Origin of the sequence: Sediminibacillus massiliensis (genome assembly GCF_900156915.1) — a bacterium.
Taxonomy (GTDB): domain Bacteria; phylum Bacillota; class Bacilli; order Bacillales; family Amphibacillaceae; genus Sediminibacillus_A; species Sediminibacillus_A massiliensis.
Genome location: NZ_LT732535.1, coordinates 57,657 through 75,807, shown reverse-complemented (window position 1 = coordinate 75,807; position 18,151 = coordinate 57,657). Strand labels below are relative to the sequence as shown.

Below are 18,151 nucleotides of genomic sequence, written 5' to 3'. Positions count from 1 at the left end.
AGAATTTTCTGAATTTTGATGTTAGGAATACCTCCTGTCAGACATACTTTAGAACAACTTCTCCCTTGATCAGAAAAACGAATGAAGCGGAGGAAAAATGCGAGACTCCAGTGGGAAAGGAACAGTCTGAAGACCCCACAGCCGGTGGTTTTCCGGCGAGGAGGCTGAAGCGTTCCCCACGGAAAGCGAGTGTTTTTCCGCAGCGCTGGACCACCTCTTAATCCGAAAAGGATGGTAGAAAGTCACGTTCAGTGAAGCCAGTTATGTCGCAGTTTAAATATTTTGAGTAAAAGCGACAATATTTTGTAAACTATATAGTAAAAAAACATCTGCCGTGTTGGCAGATGTTTTTTCTTAGAGCGATTTTAGTTCTTTCATTCTCGCTTCGACTTTTGAACGTTTTTCTATATAATCTTTTTCTTTTTGTTTCTCTTCTTCCACGACTTTTTCAGGAGCTTTCTTCACAAATCCTTCATTGGAAAGTTTCTTTTGAACTCTTTCCACTTCTTTGTTATATTTCTCCAACTCTTTCTCTAGTCGCTCTATTTCTTTATCGATTTCAATCAGACCCTCTAGTGGAAGGAATATTTCCGCCCCTGTAATTACGGCTGACATAGCTTTCTCAGGTACATCAACCTTTGTTGAAATCGTCAGTTCACTCGTGTTGCAGAACCGTTCCAAATAGTGTTGATTGTCTGTCAACTGCCCGGAAATTGTTTCATTTTCCGCTTGAACAAGCAAACTAATCTGCTTGGACATCGGGGTATCCACTTCTGCTCTTATATTCCGCACAGAGCGAATGATTGCTACAAGCCGCTCCATTTCCCGAGATGCTTCTTCATCATGATAGTCGCTTCTTACCACTGGCCAGGATGCTGTCGTAATTGATTCACCCTCATGCGGCAAGTGCTGCCAGATTTCTTCCGTTATGAATGGCATGAACGGATGAAGCATCCGCATGGTTTGATCCAACACATACGCCAAAACTGACCTTGTGGTATGTTTAGCTCCTTCATCCTCCCCGTAAAGTGGAAGTTTCGCCATTTCGATATACCAGTCACATAAGTCGTCCCAGATGAAGTTATAGAGCTGTCTCCCGGCTTCACCAAATTCATATTTATCGGTATTCTTTGTTACTTGTTCGATTGTTTGGTTCAATCTGGTCAAAATCCATTTATCTGCAACAGACTTCTCTCCAGTCAGATCGATTTCTTCATAACTCATTCCTCCCATATTCATCAATGCGAATCGGGAAGCGTTCCAAATTTTATTGGCAAAATTCCATGTGGATTCTACCTTCTCCCATTGGAAACGAAGATCCTGTCCCGGGGTAGTCCCAGTAGATAAGAAATATCTTAATGAATCAGCGCCGTATTTGTCGATAACATCCATCGGATCAACGCCATTTCCTAATGATTTACTCATTTTACGACCATCTGCCGCCCGGACAAGTCCATGAATCAATACGTCATTGAATGGCCGCTGGTCTGTGAATTCAATTGATTGGAAAATCATTCTGGCCACCCAGAAAAAGATAATGTCATACCCTGTGACCAAAACGCTTGTCGGGAAAAACCTTTTGAAATCTTCAGCCTCTGTATCCGGCCAATGCAATGTTGAAAACGGCCAGAGAGCGGAAGAAAACCAAGTGTCCAAAACGTCGGTATCCTGTTCCCAATTCTCTTCGTCTTGTGGCGCTTCCTTCCCAACATACATTTCGCCGGTTTCTTTATGATACCAGGCAGGGATACGATGACCCCACCACAATTGACGGGAAATACACCAATCCCTGATATTTTCCATCCAGTGCAAGTACGTTCTCTCAAAACGGTCAGGTACAAAATTGACTTTTTCGTCCTGTTTGCTTTGAAGATCGATGGCCGCATCAGCAAGCGGCTGCATCTTGACAAACCACTGGGTAGACAGGTATGGCTCTACAACAGCTCCGCTTCGCTCGGAATGCCCGACAGAGTGCATATGGTCTTCAATCTTAAAGAGGATCCCTTCCTCCTGCATATCTTTGACAAGCTGCTTCCGACAATCAAAGCGGTCCATTCCTTGATACTTACCTGCTTTTTCGTTCATTGTCCCATCTTCATTCATTACGAGAATCCGGTCGAGATTATGTCTGTTGCCAATCTCAAAGTCATTAGGATCATGGGCAGGGGTGATTTTAACCGCACCTGAGCCAAACTCCATGTCCACATAATCGTCTGCTACGATTTCGATTTCACGGTTAACAATAGGCAGGATTACTTTTTTCCCGATCAGATGCTGATATCTTTCATCATCAGGATGTACAGCTACCGCCGAATCGCCAAGCATCGTTTCAGGCCTTGTCGTCGCGATTTCTATGTGTCCTGATCCATCTTTCAATGGGTATTTCATATGATAGAAATGCCCTTGAACCTCTTCGTAAATGACTTCGATATCACTTAAAGCCGTTTTGGTAGCCGGATCCCAGTTAATAATATACTCTCCGCGATATATCAAACCTTTGTTATACAAAGAAACGAATACTTCTTTTACGGCTTCGGAAAGCCCTTCATCCAAGGTGAATCTTTCTCTTGAATAATCAAGGCCTAAACCGAGTTTCGACCACTGTTCCCGGATGAATTCAGCAAATTCTTCTTTCCAATCCCACGCTTTTTCCAGAAACTTTTCCCTACCAAGATCGTACCTGCTCTGCCCTTGTTCTTTCAGCTTAGCTTCTACTTTTGACTGGGTAGCTATCCCGGCGTGATCCATGCCTGGCAGCCACAGAACATCGTAGCCCTGCATTCGTTTAATCCTTGAAATAATGTCCTGTAAAGTCGTATCCCAAGCATGACCGATATGAAGACGTCCTGTTACGTTTGGTGGTGGAATGACAATAGTGAAAGGTTCTTTGTCTTTGTCACCTGTCGCTTCAAAGAATTTTCCTTCAGTCCAAAATTTATAGCGGTCTTTTTCTACCGTTTCAGGATCATATTTAGGCGGTAAGGATACCTGGTTATTTTCCTCCATCTCTGTTTCCTCCTTTGACAACAATCTGCCGTGATTGGCTGTACAACAAAAAAAGCCTTTCATCCAAAAAGGACGAAAAGACTTTGCTTCCGTGGTACCACCTTTGTTTACAGGTATATATATACTACCTGTACACTCAAGACATTTAACGGTTAATTAAACCGGCTTCTCCTACTGTGATTTTCAAAGAAGCTGCATCCGGGGCGACATTCCAAAGTAAATAATCCTGGAAAATCTTTCAGCAGATGATTTCCCTCTCTTTAGGCATTAACCTTGTACTCTTCCCCATCACGGCATTTTTATCGTTTTCTTTTATAATAGCTATTTTATCCAAAAGAGTGCTGTTAAGTCAATAATAATTAAAATAATAGACACTTTTGAGCTTTATGATAGGTATCAGAAATATTATACGAAGCTTTGGAAAAATGCGAGACTCCAGTGGAAAAGGAACAGTCTGAAGACCCCGCAGTTGGCATTTTTTGCCAGCGAGGAGGCTGAAGCGTTCCCCACGAAAAGGGAGTATTTTTCCAAAGCGCAGGTTTAGCACTAATCCGAAGAGTATGGGAGGAAGTCATGCTAAAAAGAATTCGTCGTAGTTTATGGTTTTTTATGAATTACAGCAATTTTATGGAGAACGGGCTGAACATATAAATTACATGGACCCATTTTTGTGTGAATTACATACTATACACCAAAAGATCAAAGGAGTGAAACAGATGGCACGCTTTTATCGGTATAAATTGCCGCCATGGTGCAGGTACTGGCTGCTGGTCATAGAAAGAGCCACACTTCCGATCATGATTTTTCAATTGATAAGAACCTTGTTTTTCCCTACCACAATGGATGTTTTTTTACTTGGAGTGTTTGTGGGGTTGTTCATAGCTTTCTATATGGAATGGATTTAATCCTCTTCCGCCATTTCTTCCTGTTCAATTATTTCTTCTCTTCTTTCACGAAGAAACTCTTGCATGTTCAACCCATTCATCAGCCTCCGATAAGATTGTTCCAAACTTCTTAATTGGAAGGGCTGGGACTTTCTCGTCGTTCGCTGTTGATAATCGTTTACAACATTTAAATAGGGCTGAGGGTTTAACAGGTAAATTGCCAGCAGGCTTCTTTCACTTTGCAAGAGGGGGTACCTTTTTTCGTAAACATAAAAAGACTGTATCAATTCATCTACCAGACTGTCATGGTACTGGAAATCCTGATAATAGAAAAGTGCCAAATCATGCATCGGGCTGCCATGGAAAGAATGCTCCCAGTTGACAAAATAAGCTTTGCTATTTCGATTGATAATATGCGAAGAACGTAGATTTCCATGACATAAACATACATTAGCAGAATCGCTTTTGCTTTCATCCTCTAAATACAACTCATACCACTCATCAAGCGATTGGTATACACGCAGTAAATCCCTGTAATGCGTGCACACCTGTAATTCAAATGGTGACATATACCTTCTTTGTTCAAATGTCTCAACTGATTCCAGTAATTGTGCCTGCCCGGAAAAGACATTTTCTTTTTCTTTCAGAACAGATTGTTCCAAGAAATTGTCTGGCAGCTTTCTTTCTTGTTTTGTTTGTTGATGAATGTAGCTAATTTCATGGTAAAAAGCTTCGATGTCATGCTTTGGTTCATCACTGGCAACTTGTTCTATCCAAGGAGAAAGATAATAGAAGTCTTGTTGGAATTCCAAATAGATTTCTCCATCATTTGTCAAATATACAGGGACGATGGAGTCAAATCTGTACTTATTTGCATTTTGATAAGCTGATCTCCAATTAGAAAGGGACTGAGGGTGCAGTCTGGAACGTTTTAGTGCAAAAGTGTCGGTTGGTGTATGGATTTTATAGAGCCGATCTGTCACCCTCACGATATCTGTAGGGATTACATGAAAAGCCTGCAATATGAATCGTATATCCTCCATTGAATTTCACTCCAGCTATTTTTGAATTAGAGGAAGCTTTTTTAAATAGTTACACTCTATCTTTGCGATATGCTTCCCGCAATAAATCCCTTGTCACCATCTCTATGACAAGGGATTTATTTACGTCATTTCACAGGAATATATAATATCTGACCCTCGGATAATTCTTCATCTTCCAACTGGTTCCGCTTGGAAATATTCAAAGGTGATACGTTATATTTCTGTGCCAAAGAATCCAATGTATCACTATCCTGAACAATACATACCTTCATCCTTGCAAATTGTTCTTCTTTCTCTTCAAAGATGTTTAACAAATACCTTGTATCTGGATCTTCCTGTCTGGAAGACTCCATGATATCTTTGGATTCATCAAGAGATTCATCATACTCAGATTCTACCTTTATTTGTTCGGATTTAATTTCATCGCTTTCTTTTAACTCTTCCAATTGGTCTGCAGTTTCTTCTGTTTTACCAAAAAATTCGGCTAATGTCTGCGTTTTTTTGTACTTCCACCTGTCTTTGTCTTCTTGCTCCTCTAAATCGTGTTCGGTTTCGGGTACACTGTTTTCTTCTTCCAATTTTTCTTTTACGTCGAAAGAAAAGGTCTCATACTCAGGTTGTCTCTCACTCGGTGACTCGTCATCCGTAACAGGATGTTCTCTCTCTTCCGTCTCCTCTATTGAAGATTCTTCTTCCCTGTTCTCGACTGGCAGTACTTCATTCCTTTGCTCCTTCACTCCGTGGATAGCGAGTGTAGCATTTAATTTCAACTGGCAATCTTCCGGAAGCTCATAGTCAAAAGAATCGATACCAACCATCAACTCATCCACGGCTTCAATCCGATACATCGGGATCGATATCTCTACGGGAAATGTATGGAAAAATTCATTAACACCATCTTCATAAGTTTCTACCCTGTCTACCCACCGTTGTGATGGATGTTCCCCCAATGGCAGTACATCGGAAGAAGATGAGTCCTGTTCTCCTACCTGAAAGTATTCTCCTTTTAACTCGATGACTCCCCTGATGGAAACAAAATCTTCAAATTCCTCGATGGATATTTCCGGTTCTAAAGAAATACCCATAATTTCTGCGACTTCCTGTCCTCTTTGAAACCAGACAGACTCATTTAAATCGAAAGTGAAAACTGATAAACCTTCATCAGCCACCATATACTCCTCCCTTCGAAATCCATAAAGCTCGAACAATAGTCTCCCTTCAGATATATGAGTCCATGAGCAGAATTATGCCTGTGGCAATCCTGGATGAAAAAATCACTTACAAAATCTATTCCTTCACAATATATTCTCCGGCTTCGATTTATATGAAAAAAACCGGAGGCTGTACTGTGTACATACCGTCCGGTTTCTCAGATGATTAGTATTTGTTTATCTTGGCAAATGCTTTTCTTGCTGCTTCAATCGTCTTCTCAATATCCTCGTCTGTATGGGCAGTTGATAAGAATGTGCCTTCAAATTGAGACGGTGGCAAGAAAATACCTTGATTGATCATTTCCCTGTAATACTCGGCAAAATGATCCAAATTAGAGGACTTGGCTGTCTCATAGTTAATTACGCCTTCATCGGTGAAGAAGAAACCTACCATGGATCCGGCTCTGTTAATACTTAAAGGAATATTAAAGTCAACTGCAGCCTGCTTGTAACCCTCTATAAGCGTATCCACTTTTTGATTGATGGAAGCGTATGCCTCTTCATCCATTGCACTTAACGTTTCATAGCCAGCAGTCATGGCAAGCGGGTTTCCCGATAAAGTACCGGCTTGATAAATATTGCCTGTCGGAGCTACTTTTTCCATTATTTCTCGCTTGCCGCCATATGCACCTACTGGAAGACCTCCACCGATCACTTTCCCAAGACAGGTCAAATCAGGAGTCACGCCAAAATGGCCCTGCGCACAATGATAGCCAACCCGGAATCCGGTCATCACTTCATCAAAAATCAATAACGTCCCGTTCTGTTCGGTTATTTGTCGGAGTTCCTGAAGAAAGCTGTCCTTAGGGGGAACGACTCCCATGTTACCTGACACTGGTTCTACTATTACAGCTGCCAAGTCATCACCAAATTCTTCAAATGCGTACCGGACGCTTTCCACGTCATTATAAGGAACCGTTATAGTGTTCTGAGCAATGGAAGCAGGAACTCCGGGACTGTCAGGCAGCCCTAAGGTTGCCACACCGGAACCCGCCTTTATCAACAGTGAATCGCCATGGCCATGATAATTACCTTCGAATTTCAATATCTTATCCCTGCCCGTGTAACCTCTTGCAAGACGCAACGCACTCATTGTTGCTTCAGTGCCTGAATTTACCATTCGGACCATTTCGATTGATGGCACTCTGTCAATAACCAACTGTGCAAGTTTGTTTTCTATTTCCGTAGGTGCCCCGAAACTTGTTCCTCTTTCGGTGACCTCTTTAAGTTTTTCTACTACTCGATCATCAGCATGTCCGAGGATCAGCGGTCCCCAGCTCAGTACATAATCGATGTATTCATTTCCATCGACATCCCATATCTTAGACCCTTTTCCACGTTCCATGAATAAAGGATTCATTCCGACAGATTTAAAGGCCCGAACAGGTGAGTTCACACCACCCGGCATCAAATCCACCGCTTCTTTATATGCATCTACAGAACGATCAAAATTTGCCACAACAATCACCCTTCCCTTCTTATTCAGCTAACCACTTGGCAACGTCTTTTGCATGATAAGTGACTATCAAATCTGCTCCTGCCCGTTTCATGGAGGTCAATTTTTCCATTACCAACTCTTTTTCATTTATCCATCCATTCAACGCAGCCGCTTTGACCATGGAATATTCGCCGCTTACGTTATATGCTACCATCGGAGCATTATAACGGTCTTTGACTTCCCTCATGATGTCCATATAGGATAAAGCAGGCTTGACGATCAGGAAGTCTGCGCCCTCTTCCATATCCGACTCTGCTTCACGAAGTGCCTCTAAACGATTGGCCGGGTCCATTTGATAAGATTTTCTATCACCAAATTGCGGAGCACTTTCCGCCGCTTCACGGAAGGGTCCATAAAATGCTGAAGCATATTTGACTGCATAGGACATGATCGGTATATGTTTGAATCCAGCTCGGTCGAGTCCTTTCCGAATCGCTGCCACAAATCCATCCATCATATTGGAGGGGGCAATAATATCCGCTCCTGCCTTGGCCTGGCTGACAGCAGTTTCGACGATTAATGGGAGTGACTGATCATTGTCTACGTCCCCGTCATGGATAACACCGCAGTGTCCATGGGAAGTGTATTCACACAGACAAGTGTCCGCTATCGTCAATAACTCAGGCACGTCTGATTTTATTTTCCGCAGTGCCTCTTGAACAATACCAGTTTCACAATAAGCTTGACTGCCTTGTTCATCTTTTTCTTTTGGTATGCCGAACAACAATACTGATTTTATACCTAAACTTACCAGTTCCTTCATTTCTTCAGTCAAGTTGTCGAGAGAAACTTGATGGATTCCAGGCATGGAAGAAATCTCTTTCCTAATATTGCTTCCTTCGACTACGAATATTGGATAAATCAAATCGTTTACCGATAAATGTGTTTCCCTTACCAACGCTCTCATTGCGTTGGAAGTTCTTAATCTGCGATGCCTTCTAAATGACAATTCGTCCATTAGAACCACCTTATCCTTTCCGTTTATAATAACTCCTCATTTTGTTGATCATTCCTTCCACCGTGTACTCATCAGGTACGAGTACATGATGGAACCCTGCACGGCAAGCCGCTTCACCCGTTGTCGGGCCTATACAGACACAAAGAGCCTGTTCTTTAACCGTTCGAAACAACTCTGGTCTATCGCGAGCTATCCGGCAGAAGGACTTCAAACTGGACGGACTCGTAAATGTATAAGCGTCAATCTCAGCTTTTTCCATATAAGCAAGCAGCTCTTCTTTCTCGTCTCCATTCCATAGAGTATCATAAACAACCGCTTTCTGGAAAAGAACTTGCTGTCTTTCAAGTTCGCTGGCAATCTCATTTCTAGAGATATTCCCTACTGTCAGCAATATAGATCCTGGTTCGGAGTGGTCATTCAGGAATTGATCAACCATTGTTCTTCCGTTGAAGGTATCCGGAAGGAAATCCGCCCGTAACCCGTAAGTATGTAGCTTATGTTCCGTTTTTTTTCCGATTACTGCGAATCTCTTGGACTTTAAATCCTCAAGGGTAACATGATGAAACTTGCATTGCTCGAAAAAAAACTTCACGCCATTGGCACTCGTGAAGAATATCCAACTAAATTCGTGAAGTTTAGAAAATATTGCATGGTTTTCTTGTGATTCTCTCATTTTGAACTTCAATAACGGGACAACAAATGGCAGCGCACCTTCCGCTTCTATCTTGTCAGAAAACAATTTTGCTTGCTGTTTCCCGCGTGTCACAAGAATTTTTTTACCGAGAAGAGGCTTGTCCATTACTGGTCAAGCTCCTCTCTTGCATCGTCGACTATTTCTTGTGCGCCGCGTTTTTTCATCCGAACTGCTGCTTCCTCGCCGACTGCCACAGGATCTTCACCGCGGACAACTTCTTTAAGGACGGTCTTTCCATCGGATGTTGCTACTAAGGCAGTCAATATGACGTCGTCTCCTTCCAAGTAGGCATAGCCTCCTATCGGCACTTGACAACCTCCGTTCAATAAGTGCAAAAAGGTCCGCTCAGCAGCGACAGTCCTGGCTGTATAATCGTCATTGATTTTATCAAGCAGTTCTCTTAATTCAGCGTCGTCCTCACGGCACTCTATCGCAAGTGCACCTTGGCCGACTGCCGGAACGCAAACTTCTGGTTCCAGATACTCCGTGACAACTTCCTCGCCCCATCCCATGCGGATCAAACCTGCAGCTGCAAGGACAATTGCATCATAATCTTCTTCTTCCAACTTTCTTAAACGCGTGTCGATATTGCCCCGGATCGATTTAATCTCCAAATCGGGTCTGGCGGCAAGCACCTGAGCGGCTCTCCTCAAGCTGCTTGTACCCACGACGGCACCTTTAGGCAAGTCCTTCAATAATACTTTGTTATTGGATACAAATGCATCACGATGATCTTCCCGGACAGGTATCGTTGCAATCGTCAGCCCCTCCGGTATTTCCGCAGGCATATCTTTCATACTATGAACAGCCATATCAATCTCTTTATCGAACATTGCTTGTTCAATTTCCTTTACAAACAGCCCTTTCCCTCCTACTTTCGATAGGGTTACATCGAGGATTTTATCCCCTTTCGTCACGATTTTCTTTATTTCGAAATCATAGGGCGCTCCGGCTTTTTTCAACTGTTCAATCACCCATTCCGTCTGGGTTAAAGCCAGGTTGCTCTTTCTGGATCCAATTACCATCTTGCGCATGTGTTAGTCCTCCTGTCATGAATTAAGATTTAATGCTTTCGTTGACTATTTCACTATCAAAAATGGAAGTTTGACATTGTACCGAACAGAAAAAAATTCACTAATAAAATTAAAAAGGCAGCAGAATTGAATATGGCTATCGCCCTGCCCTGATAGCCCCGGACCAATCGCAAAAATAAATGAATCATATAAACAAGTAATACTATTATAGAACCAATTGTTTTAAAATCATACCAATAGAATTCGGCTCCTGACGAGTACGCCCAGACTACTCCCAGTATGATGGAAATCATCAATGACGGAACACCGATAGTAATCGTATGAAATGAAAGTTTGTCGAGTTTGTTCAGCCCGCCGAACCTGCCCAGCCATTTATAGCCCTTTTTCTCCTTTAGCAGTCGATATTGAAGTAAATACATCACAGAAATAATAAAGGATAAAGTAAAGAATCCATAAGACAACAAGGCGAGGCTTATGTGAGCTATCAATAATTCGCCGACAAGGTACACTCCATGCTCGGTTTCCTCCAATTGGGCTGTAGCTCCGATATGGAGAAGCATGATAAAAAAACCTAATAGGTTAGTGAAAAAAACCAACAGATCAACACGGAAAAATCGGTTGATCAGTAAAGAAAATGTTACCAATATCCACGAATAAAAATACAATCCATCATATATATTCAGCACTGGAAAACTTTCTTTTGTCAAAAGTTGAAATAATAAAAAAAAGGTTTGTAATATCCAAACCATACTAAGCAACCAGAAGGCTATCCGGTTTGCCTTCCGGTTGAATTGTATAAAATCTATAAAGTATCCCATCACACTAGCGCCATAAATAATAAGGATGAATTCGTAAAGCCACTTTATTTCTAGCATAAGGGAAATCCTTTCACTATTTAAACTGAACAACAAAACGATCCCAGTTTAGTTTGTCGACACGCTCTTCATGGCAGGAAAAGTAAGTCCGCCACTTTTGTCAAAGGAAACAACATTGTTTTTATCTTGTTTCTGCACTTCGGACTGGACCAATTCCTGTATACCGAAAATCTGCATGAACATTTGCAGTGATTCATCTGCATCAGGCTGTGCCGCCAATTCCTTCGCTTGAAGAATCGGCTCTTTCAACATTTGATTGATGATACTTTTAGTATGTTTATTCAGCACTTTTCTTTCCCGATCCGATAAGTCAGGCATCTTTCTTTCAATGCTTTTCATCGTCTCTGCTTGGATAGTCAACGCTTTTTCTCTTAAAGCGGAAATTACAGGGACGACCCCGATTGTCTGCAACCACTCTTTAAATTCGACGATTTCCTTTTCGATCATCAATTCTATCGCTTCGGAGGCTTTTCTTCTCGCTTCCAGGTTTGCATCGACGATTCCTTGCAAATCATCGATATCATAAAGGAATACACTTTCCAAATTCGCGAGTTGCGGATCAAGATCTCTAGGCACGGCTATATCGACCAAGAACAACGGGCGCCCTTTTCTTTGTTTATGGACAGAAGCCAGGAGTTCTTTCGTAATGACATATTCCTTGGCACCTGTAGAACTGATCAGTATGTCTGCATCTTGAAGAACATCTGTCAGTGCTTCCATCGATTCGGACTTTCCATCAAATTTATCGGCAAGGGCTTTAGCTTTTGCCAAAGTGCGATTTACGACGGTCACTTCCTCGACACCAGAGCCTTTTAAATTTTTGGCAGCAAGTTCACCCATTTTTCCGGCTCCGAGTATGACAACATGTTTGTTCAGTAAATCACCAAATATTTTCTTGGCAAGCTCTACAGCAGCATAACTGACAGAAACAGCACTCTCGCCTATTTCCGTTTCATTATGTCCGCGTTTTGCCAGAGTTATGGCTTGTTTAAACAGTTGGTTGTATATCGTACCTGTAGTGCCGGATTGTTGGGCTAGTTGAAAAGCTTGCTTCATCTGACCCAGTATTTGTGTTTCTCCAAGCACCATCGAATCTAATCCACTGGTGACTTTAAAAAGATGCTCGACCGCTCCATCCCCTTCATAAATTGCCAAATGAGGGGAAAACACCTCTTTATCTGTTTCAAACCAGTTCGCCAAAAATTGCTTAATATAATATCGCCCTGTATGGAGCTGGTCAACCACTGCGTAAATTTCTGTCCTGTTACATGTGGATATAATCACATTTTCCAACACACTTTTTTGTTCATTCAGCGATTTCATTGCCTTCGCAACATCCTGATCCTCAAAAGTGAGCTTCTCCCTTACTTCAACAGGGGCTGTTCTATAATTTAATCCGACCACTAATATATGCATCTCTATCTACCCCCACAAAATCATTCACATGGAACAAAGGATCTTCCTTTTTTTAGGTGAGTTTGTCCCTCAAAGATTGAATATCAAGAAAGGTTGATACCATAAAGCATTCAAGTTTCATTATACCATTTTTGTTTCATCGTCTTCACGGAATTTGTGAACAGAATCTGAAACTATATGTTAGGATAAGAACGAGGTGTTTCACTCTTCCTTGCTAATTTTTAATCCTTTTGTACTTTATCATACAAGTAACATTTAATCAAGAAATTAATACTAAGTAATAATCATTACAATCTACGGAGGATGGCTGTTTTGAAAAAACAAAATTTGTTCTCAGGGTTCCTTTTAATCGGAATTGGGGCCTACTTTTTACTCAGGCAATTGAAAATTCCCTTTTTTACTGATTTCTATTCCTGGCCCACCTTGTTGATGATTATCGGTATCGTGTTTTTACTCTATAGTTACTTTTCCAAGGACTATAAAAATTTATTCCCCGGAACCATATTAATTGGTCTTGGGCTTCACTTTTTCGGTTTAAGGCATTATCGCTTCTGGATTGATCACTGGGGCGCGTATCCATTGATCATTGGTTTAGCATTTCTCGTCAAGTTTCAGAAAACAAAAAAAGGACTACTACCCGGTCTTCTGCTGATCTCTATAGCTTTAATGTCCATCTTTTCTATCGGTAAGCCCGGTTGGTATGTATGGGTAAATGAAGCGGTGCGCTTGATGGAAAACTTCTGGCCGCTCATTCTTATCCTTGTAGGTGGTTTTCTCTTGTATAAGAAAAAATAAACATCATTTTATCCAAAAACAGCCTCCAGCGTAACCGGAGGCTGTTTGTTATAAATATTTTTGGAGAATCTTCCAAGCGTCATCCTTACCCTCTGCTGTCTCGGCAGAAAAAGGAATGACGATATCGTCTGCCTCTACTTCCAGAGTTTTTATCGTCCTTTGTAAATGTTTTACCCGTTTACCTTTTGGGATTTTGTCTAGTTTAGTCGCCACTACAGTGACAGGGAGTTCATAGTACTTTAAAAAATCATACATTCTTCTGTCATCGGCTGTGGGTTCATGCCTTATATCCACTACCAGTACGGTCATTTTCAAATTCTCTCTCTGGGTGAAATACTCCTCCATCATCTTCCCCCAGGCTTCCCGTTCTTTTTTGGAAACCTTGGCATAGCCGTAACCTGGTACATCTACAAAATAAAAAGCCTCATTTATTTTATAAAAATTCAATGTCTGTGTTTTACCGGGTTTTGAGGATGTACGTGCCAGACTTTTTCGGTTGATCATTTTATTGATAAAGGAAGATTTGCCTACATTCGATCTTCCTGCCAAAGCTATTTCCGGCAATTGATCATCCGGATATTGCTTTTTAGATACAGCACTTATTACAATTTCTGCTTCAGTTACTTTCATACTTCTCCTCCGCTAACGCATGTTTGAGAACCTCATCCAGATGTCTGACAGGGATAAAAGTCAAGCCCTCTCTGACACTCTTTGGGATGTCCTCTAAGTCTTTCTCATTGTCTGCAGGGATAATCACAGTTGAAATCCCGGCTCGGTGGGCACTAAGTGATTTTTCTTTCAGCCCGCCAATAGGTAGTACTCTCCCCCGCAAGGTAATCTCTCCTGTCATGCCGACTTCTTTTTTGACAGGACGGCCGGTCAAAGCTGAAACAAGAGCGGTCGCCATCGTGATTCCGGCAGAAGGTCCGTCCTTTGGGGTGGCCCCTTCCGGTACATGAATGTGAATATCATTTTTCTCGTGAAAATCCTGTTCAATATGAAGTGTCTCAGCTCTAGACCGAATATAACTGAAAGCAGCTTGTGCAGATTCTTTCATCACATCGCCCAGTTTTCCGGTCAGAGTCAACTTCCCTTTTCCAGGAGATAGCGATACTTCGATAGATAAAGTGTCTCCTCCCGCAGCAGTGTATGCCAGTCCTGTGGCCGCTCCAACTTGGTCCTCTTCTTCCATTCTTCCATAACGGAACTTCGGCTTACCTAAGAGTGTCTCAAGTTGTTTTTCCGTTACCACGACTTTCTTTTTATTTTCCGAAACAATCAACTTGGCGGCTTTCCTGCAAATCGAAGCGAGCTGCCGTTCCAAACTGCGGACGCCTGCTTCCCTTGTGTACGTTCTGATTAATTTAACCAACGCCTCATCCCGAATTTGCAACTGTCCCTTACTCAAACCATTTTCTTTGACCTGCTTAGGCAGTAAGTGTTCTTTTGCAATATGAAGCTTTTCCACTTCCGTATATCCTGCAATAGAGATGAGTTCCATCCTGTCCAGCAATGGACCAGGAATCGATTGTAAATTGTTGGCAGTAGCAATGAACATCACATTGGATAAATCGTATGTTTCCTCAATGAAGTGGTCACTGAAAGTGCTGTTTTGTTCTGGGTCGAGAACTTCCAGCATTGCCGACGAAGGGTCACCGCGAAAGTCGCTGGCCATTTTATCTATTTCATCTAAAAGGAATATCGGATTGACTGTTTTCGCTTTTTTCATCCCTTGGATGATTCGACCGGGCATCGCCCCTACATAAGTCCTTCTGTGTCCCCTGATTTCTGCTTCGTCTCTAACACCACCGAGAGAAATCCGGACAAAGTTCCGGTTGATTGCACGGGCAATCGACTGTGCAAGTGAAGTCTTACCTACACCAGGAGGTCCAACTAAACAAAGAATCGGCCCTTTGATCGTCTGTGTAAGCTGCTGAACTGCCAGGTATTCAAGCACCCGTTCTTTAACTTTTTCCAAGCCATAATGATCTTCGTCAAGAATTTTTTCAGCATGATTGACATCAAGGTTATCCTCTGTCTTGCTTGTCCATGGAAGTGTGATCAGCCAGTCAATATAATTCCTGATGACAGAGCTTTCAGCAGAGCTTTGAGGGATTTTCTCATATCTGTCCAACTCTTTGTAAGCTACTTCCTGGACCCTCTCCGGCATGTCGGATTCTTTGATCTGATCTTTCAACTGAGAGATTTCGGACGATTTTCCGTCTTTGTCCCCCAACTCGGATTGGATAGCCTTCATCTGCTCTCTAAGATAATATTCTTTCTGTGTCTTTTCCATTGACTTTTTTACTCGTTGACCGATTTTCTTCTCAAGATTGAGAACTTCACGCTCGTTTGTGATGAGCTGGATTAGATGGTTCAATCGTTCTGTGACAACTTCCATTTCCAGTACTTCCTGCTTATCCTTGAGCTTTAAAGATAAATGAGAAGTGATTATATCTGCGAGCCTGCCAGGTTCATCGATGTCCGTAACAGTGGACAGGGTTTCCTGGCTCACTTTCTTAGATACCTTTATGTACTGCTCAAATTGCCCAAGCAGTGAACGCATTAGAGCCTCTTCTTCATTCGTCTCCCCATGAACTTCTTTAAATTCCTGTATCTCCACCTCAAACTGGTCCTCATCATCGAGGAATTGGACTATTTCTGCTCTGTACAATCCTTCCACGAGAACCCTGATTGTACCATTGGGCAGCTTCAACATTTGTTTCACTTTCGCCATTGTACCTATCCGGTAAATATCTTGCCTGCTCGGTTCATCTATACCGCTTTCTTTCTGTGCAGCCAGAAAAATATGATGGTCATCCATCATAGCTTTCTCCAGGGCATTTACAGACTTTTCGCGCCCGACATCCAGGTGCAATACCATGGAAGGGAAAACCAACAAACCTCTTAATGGCAGGAGGGGTATTTGGATTCTGCTTTCTGCTGTCATTTTGGCACCTCCATTGTTGACTAACGAATTAATTCTCTCCGTTTATTACTTCGCAAATCTATTGCATTTATACTAGTGTAAAAAAAAGCTTCCATTATGTCTAACCATCAAAACTGTTATGTTAGGTGGTCTCCTGTGTAAATCCGCTCCTAAACTTCTGTTCAAGCCGATGAAACGCCTATCCATATATAAATCCCTTGTTATAGATATAACAAGGGATTTATAACAGTCTGTTTACTTTATTATTGAACTAGCGATTGTATTACTTATGCACTTTCTTTTGGTGATTCTTTATTCTCGTCCTTGACGGTGCCGTCGTTCAATACCAATTTTGGACGGCCATTCTCTAGAAGAACAGTGTCCTTGGTTATAATGCATTTCTCGATATCATCTCTTGATGGAAGTTCAAACATCACATCAAGCATTATACCCTCAATAATGGAACGCAAGCCTCGGGCACCTGTCTTTCTTTCAATTGCCTTCTTGGAAATTTCAATCAAGGCCTCTTCTTCAAATTCCAACTCAACATCATCGATTTGGAATAATTTTTGATACTGTTTGACCAGCGCATTTTTTGGTTTAGTGAGTATTTCGACAAGCGCCTCTTCGTCCAATGGCTCCAAACTTCCGATTACCGGTAAACGGCCGATAAATTCCGGAATGAGGCCAAATCGAAGCAAGTCTTCAGGAAGAACCTTGGAAAGCAGTTCTCCTTTGTCCATATCCTGGTTAGCATCTTCCGAACCAAATCCGATGACCTTTTTACCTAACCGTCGTTTTACAATTTGCTCCACTCCGTCGAAAGCTCCTCCACAGATGAAAAGCACATTGGTTGTGTCGATCTGAATGAACTCTTGATGAGGGTGCTTGCGTCCACCTTGTGGCGGTACACTGGCAACAGTTCCTTCCAAAATTTTAAGAAGTGCCTGTTGTACACCTTCACCGGAAACATCGCGCGTAATCGACGGGTTTTCTGACTTTCTTGCAACCTTATCGATCTCATCGATATAAATAATTCCTTTTTCTGCTTTCTCGACATCATAATCGGCTGCCTGGATTAATTTAAGAAGAATGTTCTCCACATCTTCCCCGACATAACCAGCTTCTGTCAAAGAAGTGGCATCTGCTATCGCAAATGGTACATTCAAAATTCTTGCCAATGTTTGGGCAAGAAGCGTTTTACCGCTTCCTGTCGGCCCTATCATTGCAATGTTACTTTTGGACAGCTCGACGTCATCGGTCGTGCTTTTACTGGAATTAATCCGTTTATAGTGATTATACACAGCCACCGACAAATTTTTCTTCGCTTTTTCCTGGCCGATCACGTAATCATCTAGGATGTTGCAGATTTCTTGTGGTTTGGGAATTTCTTTGAATTCTACTTCTTCCTCATTACCAAGTTCTTCTTCCACGATTTCGGTACATAATTCTATACATTCATCACATATATAAACGCCAGGCCCAGCAACTAATTTACGGACTTGATCTTGACTTTTACCGCAAAAAGAACATTTCAACTGGCCTTTTTCTTCATTAAATTTATACATTAAATTCACCCCTCGAGTTTAAGTATCTATAATGATATGAAAAATCATTCAGTATTTCGATTGTTATTATTTCTATCTTTAGCTCATCATATCAGATAAAGACTGCTTTAAAAAGTAATAAACATTTTAAAGACTTTCAGCGCTTTTTGAACCGTCTACCTAAAGTCTTGCCATACAACAACAGCAATAAACCGTTTGCACGGAAAAAACTCTTGATTCCAATAAACCGATTAAAACGTT

General features: G+C 41.8%; 14 protein-coding genes and 1 other annotated feature. Of the genes, 2 read left to right on the top strand and 12 right to left on the bottom strand.

The annotated features are described in order from the left end of the window. Positions 1-354 precede the first annotated feature (354 nt). Positions 355-3,006, bottom strand: a complete 2,652-nt coding sequence (locus tag CZ434_RS00850; RefSeq protein ID WP_077621340.1) for a valine--tRNA ligase — start codon at positions 3,004-3,006, stop codon at positions 355-357. A gap of 65 nt (positions 3,007-3,071) precedes the next feature. Continuing rightward, positions 3,072-3,307: a binding site (T-box leader), on the bottom strand. 415 nt (positions 3,308-3,722) lie between these two features. On the opposite strand from CZ434_RS00850, the gene CZ434_RS00845 reads away from it, so the two are divergent. Further along, complete coding sequence (locus CZ434_RS00845; RefSeq protein WP_077625025.1) at positions 3,723-3,911, top strand: hypothetical protein; 189 nt, start codon at positions 3,723-3,725, stop codon at positions 3,909-3,911. On the opposite strand, the gene CZ434_RS00840 is transcribed toward CZ434_RS00845, so the two are convergent. From CZ434_RS00840 to hemA, 8 genes are all read right to left on the bottom strand, one after another. Then, entirely contained in the window at positions 3,908-4,933 is a 1,026-nt protein-coding gene (locus CZ434_RS00840) for a protein kinase family protein (RefSeq protein WP_077621339.1), read from the bottom strand. The two genes, CZ434_RS00845 and CZ434_RS00840, sit on opposite strands and share 4 nt — an antisense overlap. Positions 4,934-5,058: 125 nt before the next feature. Further along, complete coding sequence (gene spoVID / locus CZ434_RS00835) at positions 5,059-6,102, bottom strand: stage VI sporulation protein D (RefSeq protein ID WP_179107138.1); 1,044 nt, start codon at positions 6,100-6,102, stop codon at positions 5,059-5,061. Positions 6,103-6,310: 208 nt separating this feature from the next. Further along, positions 6,311-7,603, bottom strand: coding sequence for a glutamate-1-semialdehyde 2,1-aminomutase (gene hemL, locus CZ434_RS00830; RefSeq protein ID WP_077625024.1), 1,293 nt, complete (start codon positions 7,601-7,603; stop codon positions 6,311-6,313). 19 nt (positions 7,604-7,622) lie between these two features. Then, complete coding sequence (hemB, locus tag CZ434_RS00825) at positions 7,623-8,600, bottom strand: porphobilinogen synthase (protein WP_077621337.1); 978 nt, start codon at positions 8,598-8,600, stop codon at positions 7,623-7,625. Between the two features lie 10 nt (positions 8,601-8,610). Next, positions 8,611-9,399, bottom strand: a complete 789-nt coding sequence (locus tag CZ434_RS00820; RefSeq protein ID WP_077621336.1) for a uroporphyrinogen-III synthase — start codon at positions 9,397-9,399, stop codon at positions 8,611-8,613. Beyond that, entirely contained in the window at positions 9,399-10,328 is a 930-nt protein-coding gene (gene hemC, locus CZ434_RS00815) for a hydroxymethylbilane synthase (protein WP_077621335.1), read from the bottom strand. The genes CZ434_RS00820 and hemC overlap by 1 nt, the downstream gene beginning before the upstream one ends. Before the next feature lie 56 nt (positions 10,329-10,384). Beyond that, complete coding sequence (locus tag CZ434_RS00810; protein ID WP_077621334.1) at positions 10,385-11,203, bottom strand: cytochrome C assembly family protein; 819 nt, start codon at positions 11,201-11,203, stop codon at positions 10,385-10,387. 48 nt (positions 11,204-11,251) lie between these two features. Further along, on the bottom strand, positions 11,252-12,619 hold the full coding sequence (gene hemA, locus CZ434_RS00805; RefSeq protein ID WP_077621333.1) for a glutamyl-tRNA reductase: 1,368 nt from the start codon (positions 12,617-12,619) through the stop codon (positions 11,252-11,254). A gap of 303 nt (positions 12,620-12,922) precedes the next feature. On the opposite strand from hemA, the gene CZ434_RS00800 reads away from it, so the two are divergent. After that, positions 12,923-13,414 (top strand): LiaI-LiaF-like domain-containing protein, encoded by a 492-nt coding sequence (locus CZ434_RS00800; RefSeq protein ID WP_095742878.1) that lies wholly within the window; start codon positions 12,923-12,925, stop codon positions 13,412-13,414. Between the two features lie 48 nt (positions 13,415-13,462). Here the strand turns inward: CZ434_RS00800 and yihA are convergent, their stop codons facing one another. The 3 genes from yihA to clpX all read right to left on the bottom strand — a co-directional run bounded on the left by yihA (position 13,463) and on the right by clpX (position 17,911). Beyond that, positions 13,463-14,044 (bottom strand): ribosome biogenesis GTP-binding protein YihA/YsxC, encoded by a 582-nt coding sequence (yihA, locus tag CZ434_RS00795; RefSeq protein ID WP_077621331.1) that lies wholly within the window; start codon positions 14,042-14,044, stop codon positions 13,463-13,465. After that, positions 14,031-16,364 (bottom strand): endopeptidase La, encoded by a 2,334-nt coding sequence (gene lon, locus CZ434_RS00790; protein ID WP_077621330.1) that lies wholly within the window; start codon positions 16,362-16,364, stop codon positions 14,031-14,033. The genes yihA and lon overlap by 14 nt, the downstream gene beginning before the upstream one ends. Positions 16,365-16,630: 266 nt before the next feature. Beyond that, on the bottom strand, positions 16,631-17,911 hold the full coding sequence (gene clpX, locus CZ434_RS00785) for an ATP-dependent protease ATP-binding subunit ClpX (protein ID WP_077621329.1): 1,281 nt from the start codon (positions 17,909-17,911) through the stop codon (positions 16,631-16,633). Positions 17,912-18,151: the final 240 nt, after the last annotated feature.

Coding starts and splice junctions, on each gene's coding strand:
- CZ434_RS00800 (WP_095742878.1), top strand. CDS start 12,923: ATGGCTGTTTTGAAAAAACAAAATTTGTTCTCAGGGTTCCTTTTAATC.
- CZ434_RS00820 (WP_077621336.1), bottom strand. CDS start 9,399: ATGGACAAGCCTCTTCTCGGTAAAAAAATTCTTGTGACACGCGGGAAA.
- CZ434_RS00840 (WP_077621339.1), bottom strand. CDS start 4,933: ATGGAGGATATACGATTCATATTGCAGGCTTTTCATGTAATCCCTACA.
- CZ434_RS00810 (WP_077621334.1), bottom strand. CDS start 11,203: ATGCTAGAAATAAAGTGGCTTTACGAATTCATCCTTATTATTTATGGC.
- hemA (WP_077621333.1), bottom strand. CDS start 12,619: ATGCATATATTAGTGGTCGGATTAAATTATAGAACAGCCCCTGTTGAA.
- yihA (WP_077621331.1), bottom strand. CDS start 14,044: ATGAAAGTAACTGAAGCAGAAATTGTAATAAGTGCTGTATCTAAAAAG.
- hemB (WP_077621337.1), bottom strand. CDS start 8,600: ATGGACGAATTGTCATTTAGAAGGCATCGCAGATTAAGAACTTCCAAC.
- lon (WP_077621330.1), bottom strand. CDS start 16,364: ATGACAGCAGAAAGCAGAATCCAAATACCCCTCCTGCCATTAAGAGGT.
- clpX (WP_077621329.1), bottom strand. CDS start 17,911: ATGTATAAATTTAATGAAGAAAAAGGCCAGTTGAAATGTTCTTTTTGC.
- hemC (WP_077621335.1), bottom strand. CDS start 10,328: ATGCGCAAGATGGTAATTGGATCCAGAAAGAGCAACCTGGCTTTAACC.
- CZ434_RS00850 (WP_077621340.1), bottom strand. CDS start 3,006: ATGGAGGAAAATAACCAGGTATCCTTACCGCCTAAATATGATCCTGAA.
- CZ434_RS00845 (WP_077625025.1), top strand. CDS start 3,723: ATGGCACGCTTTTATCGGTATAAATTGCCGCCATGGTGCAGGTACTGG.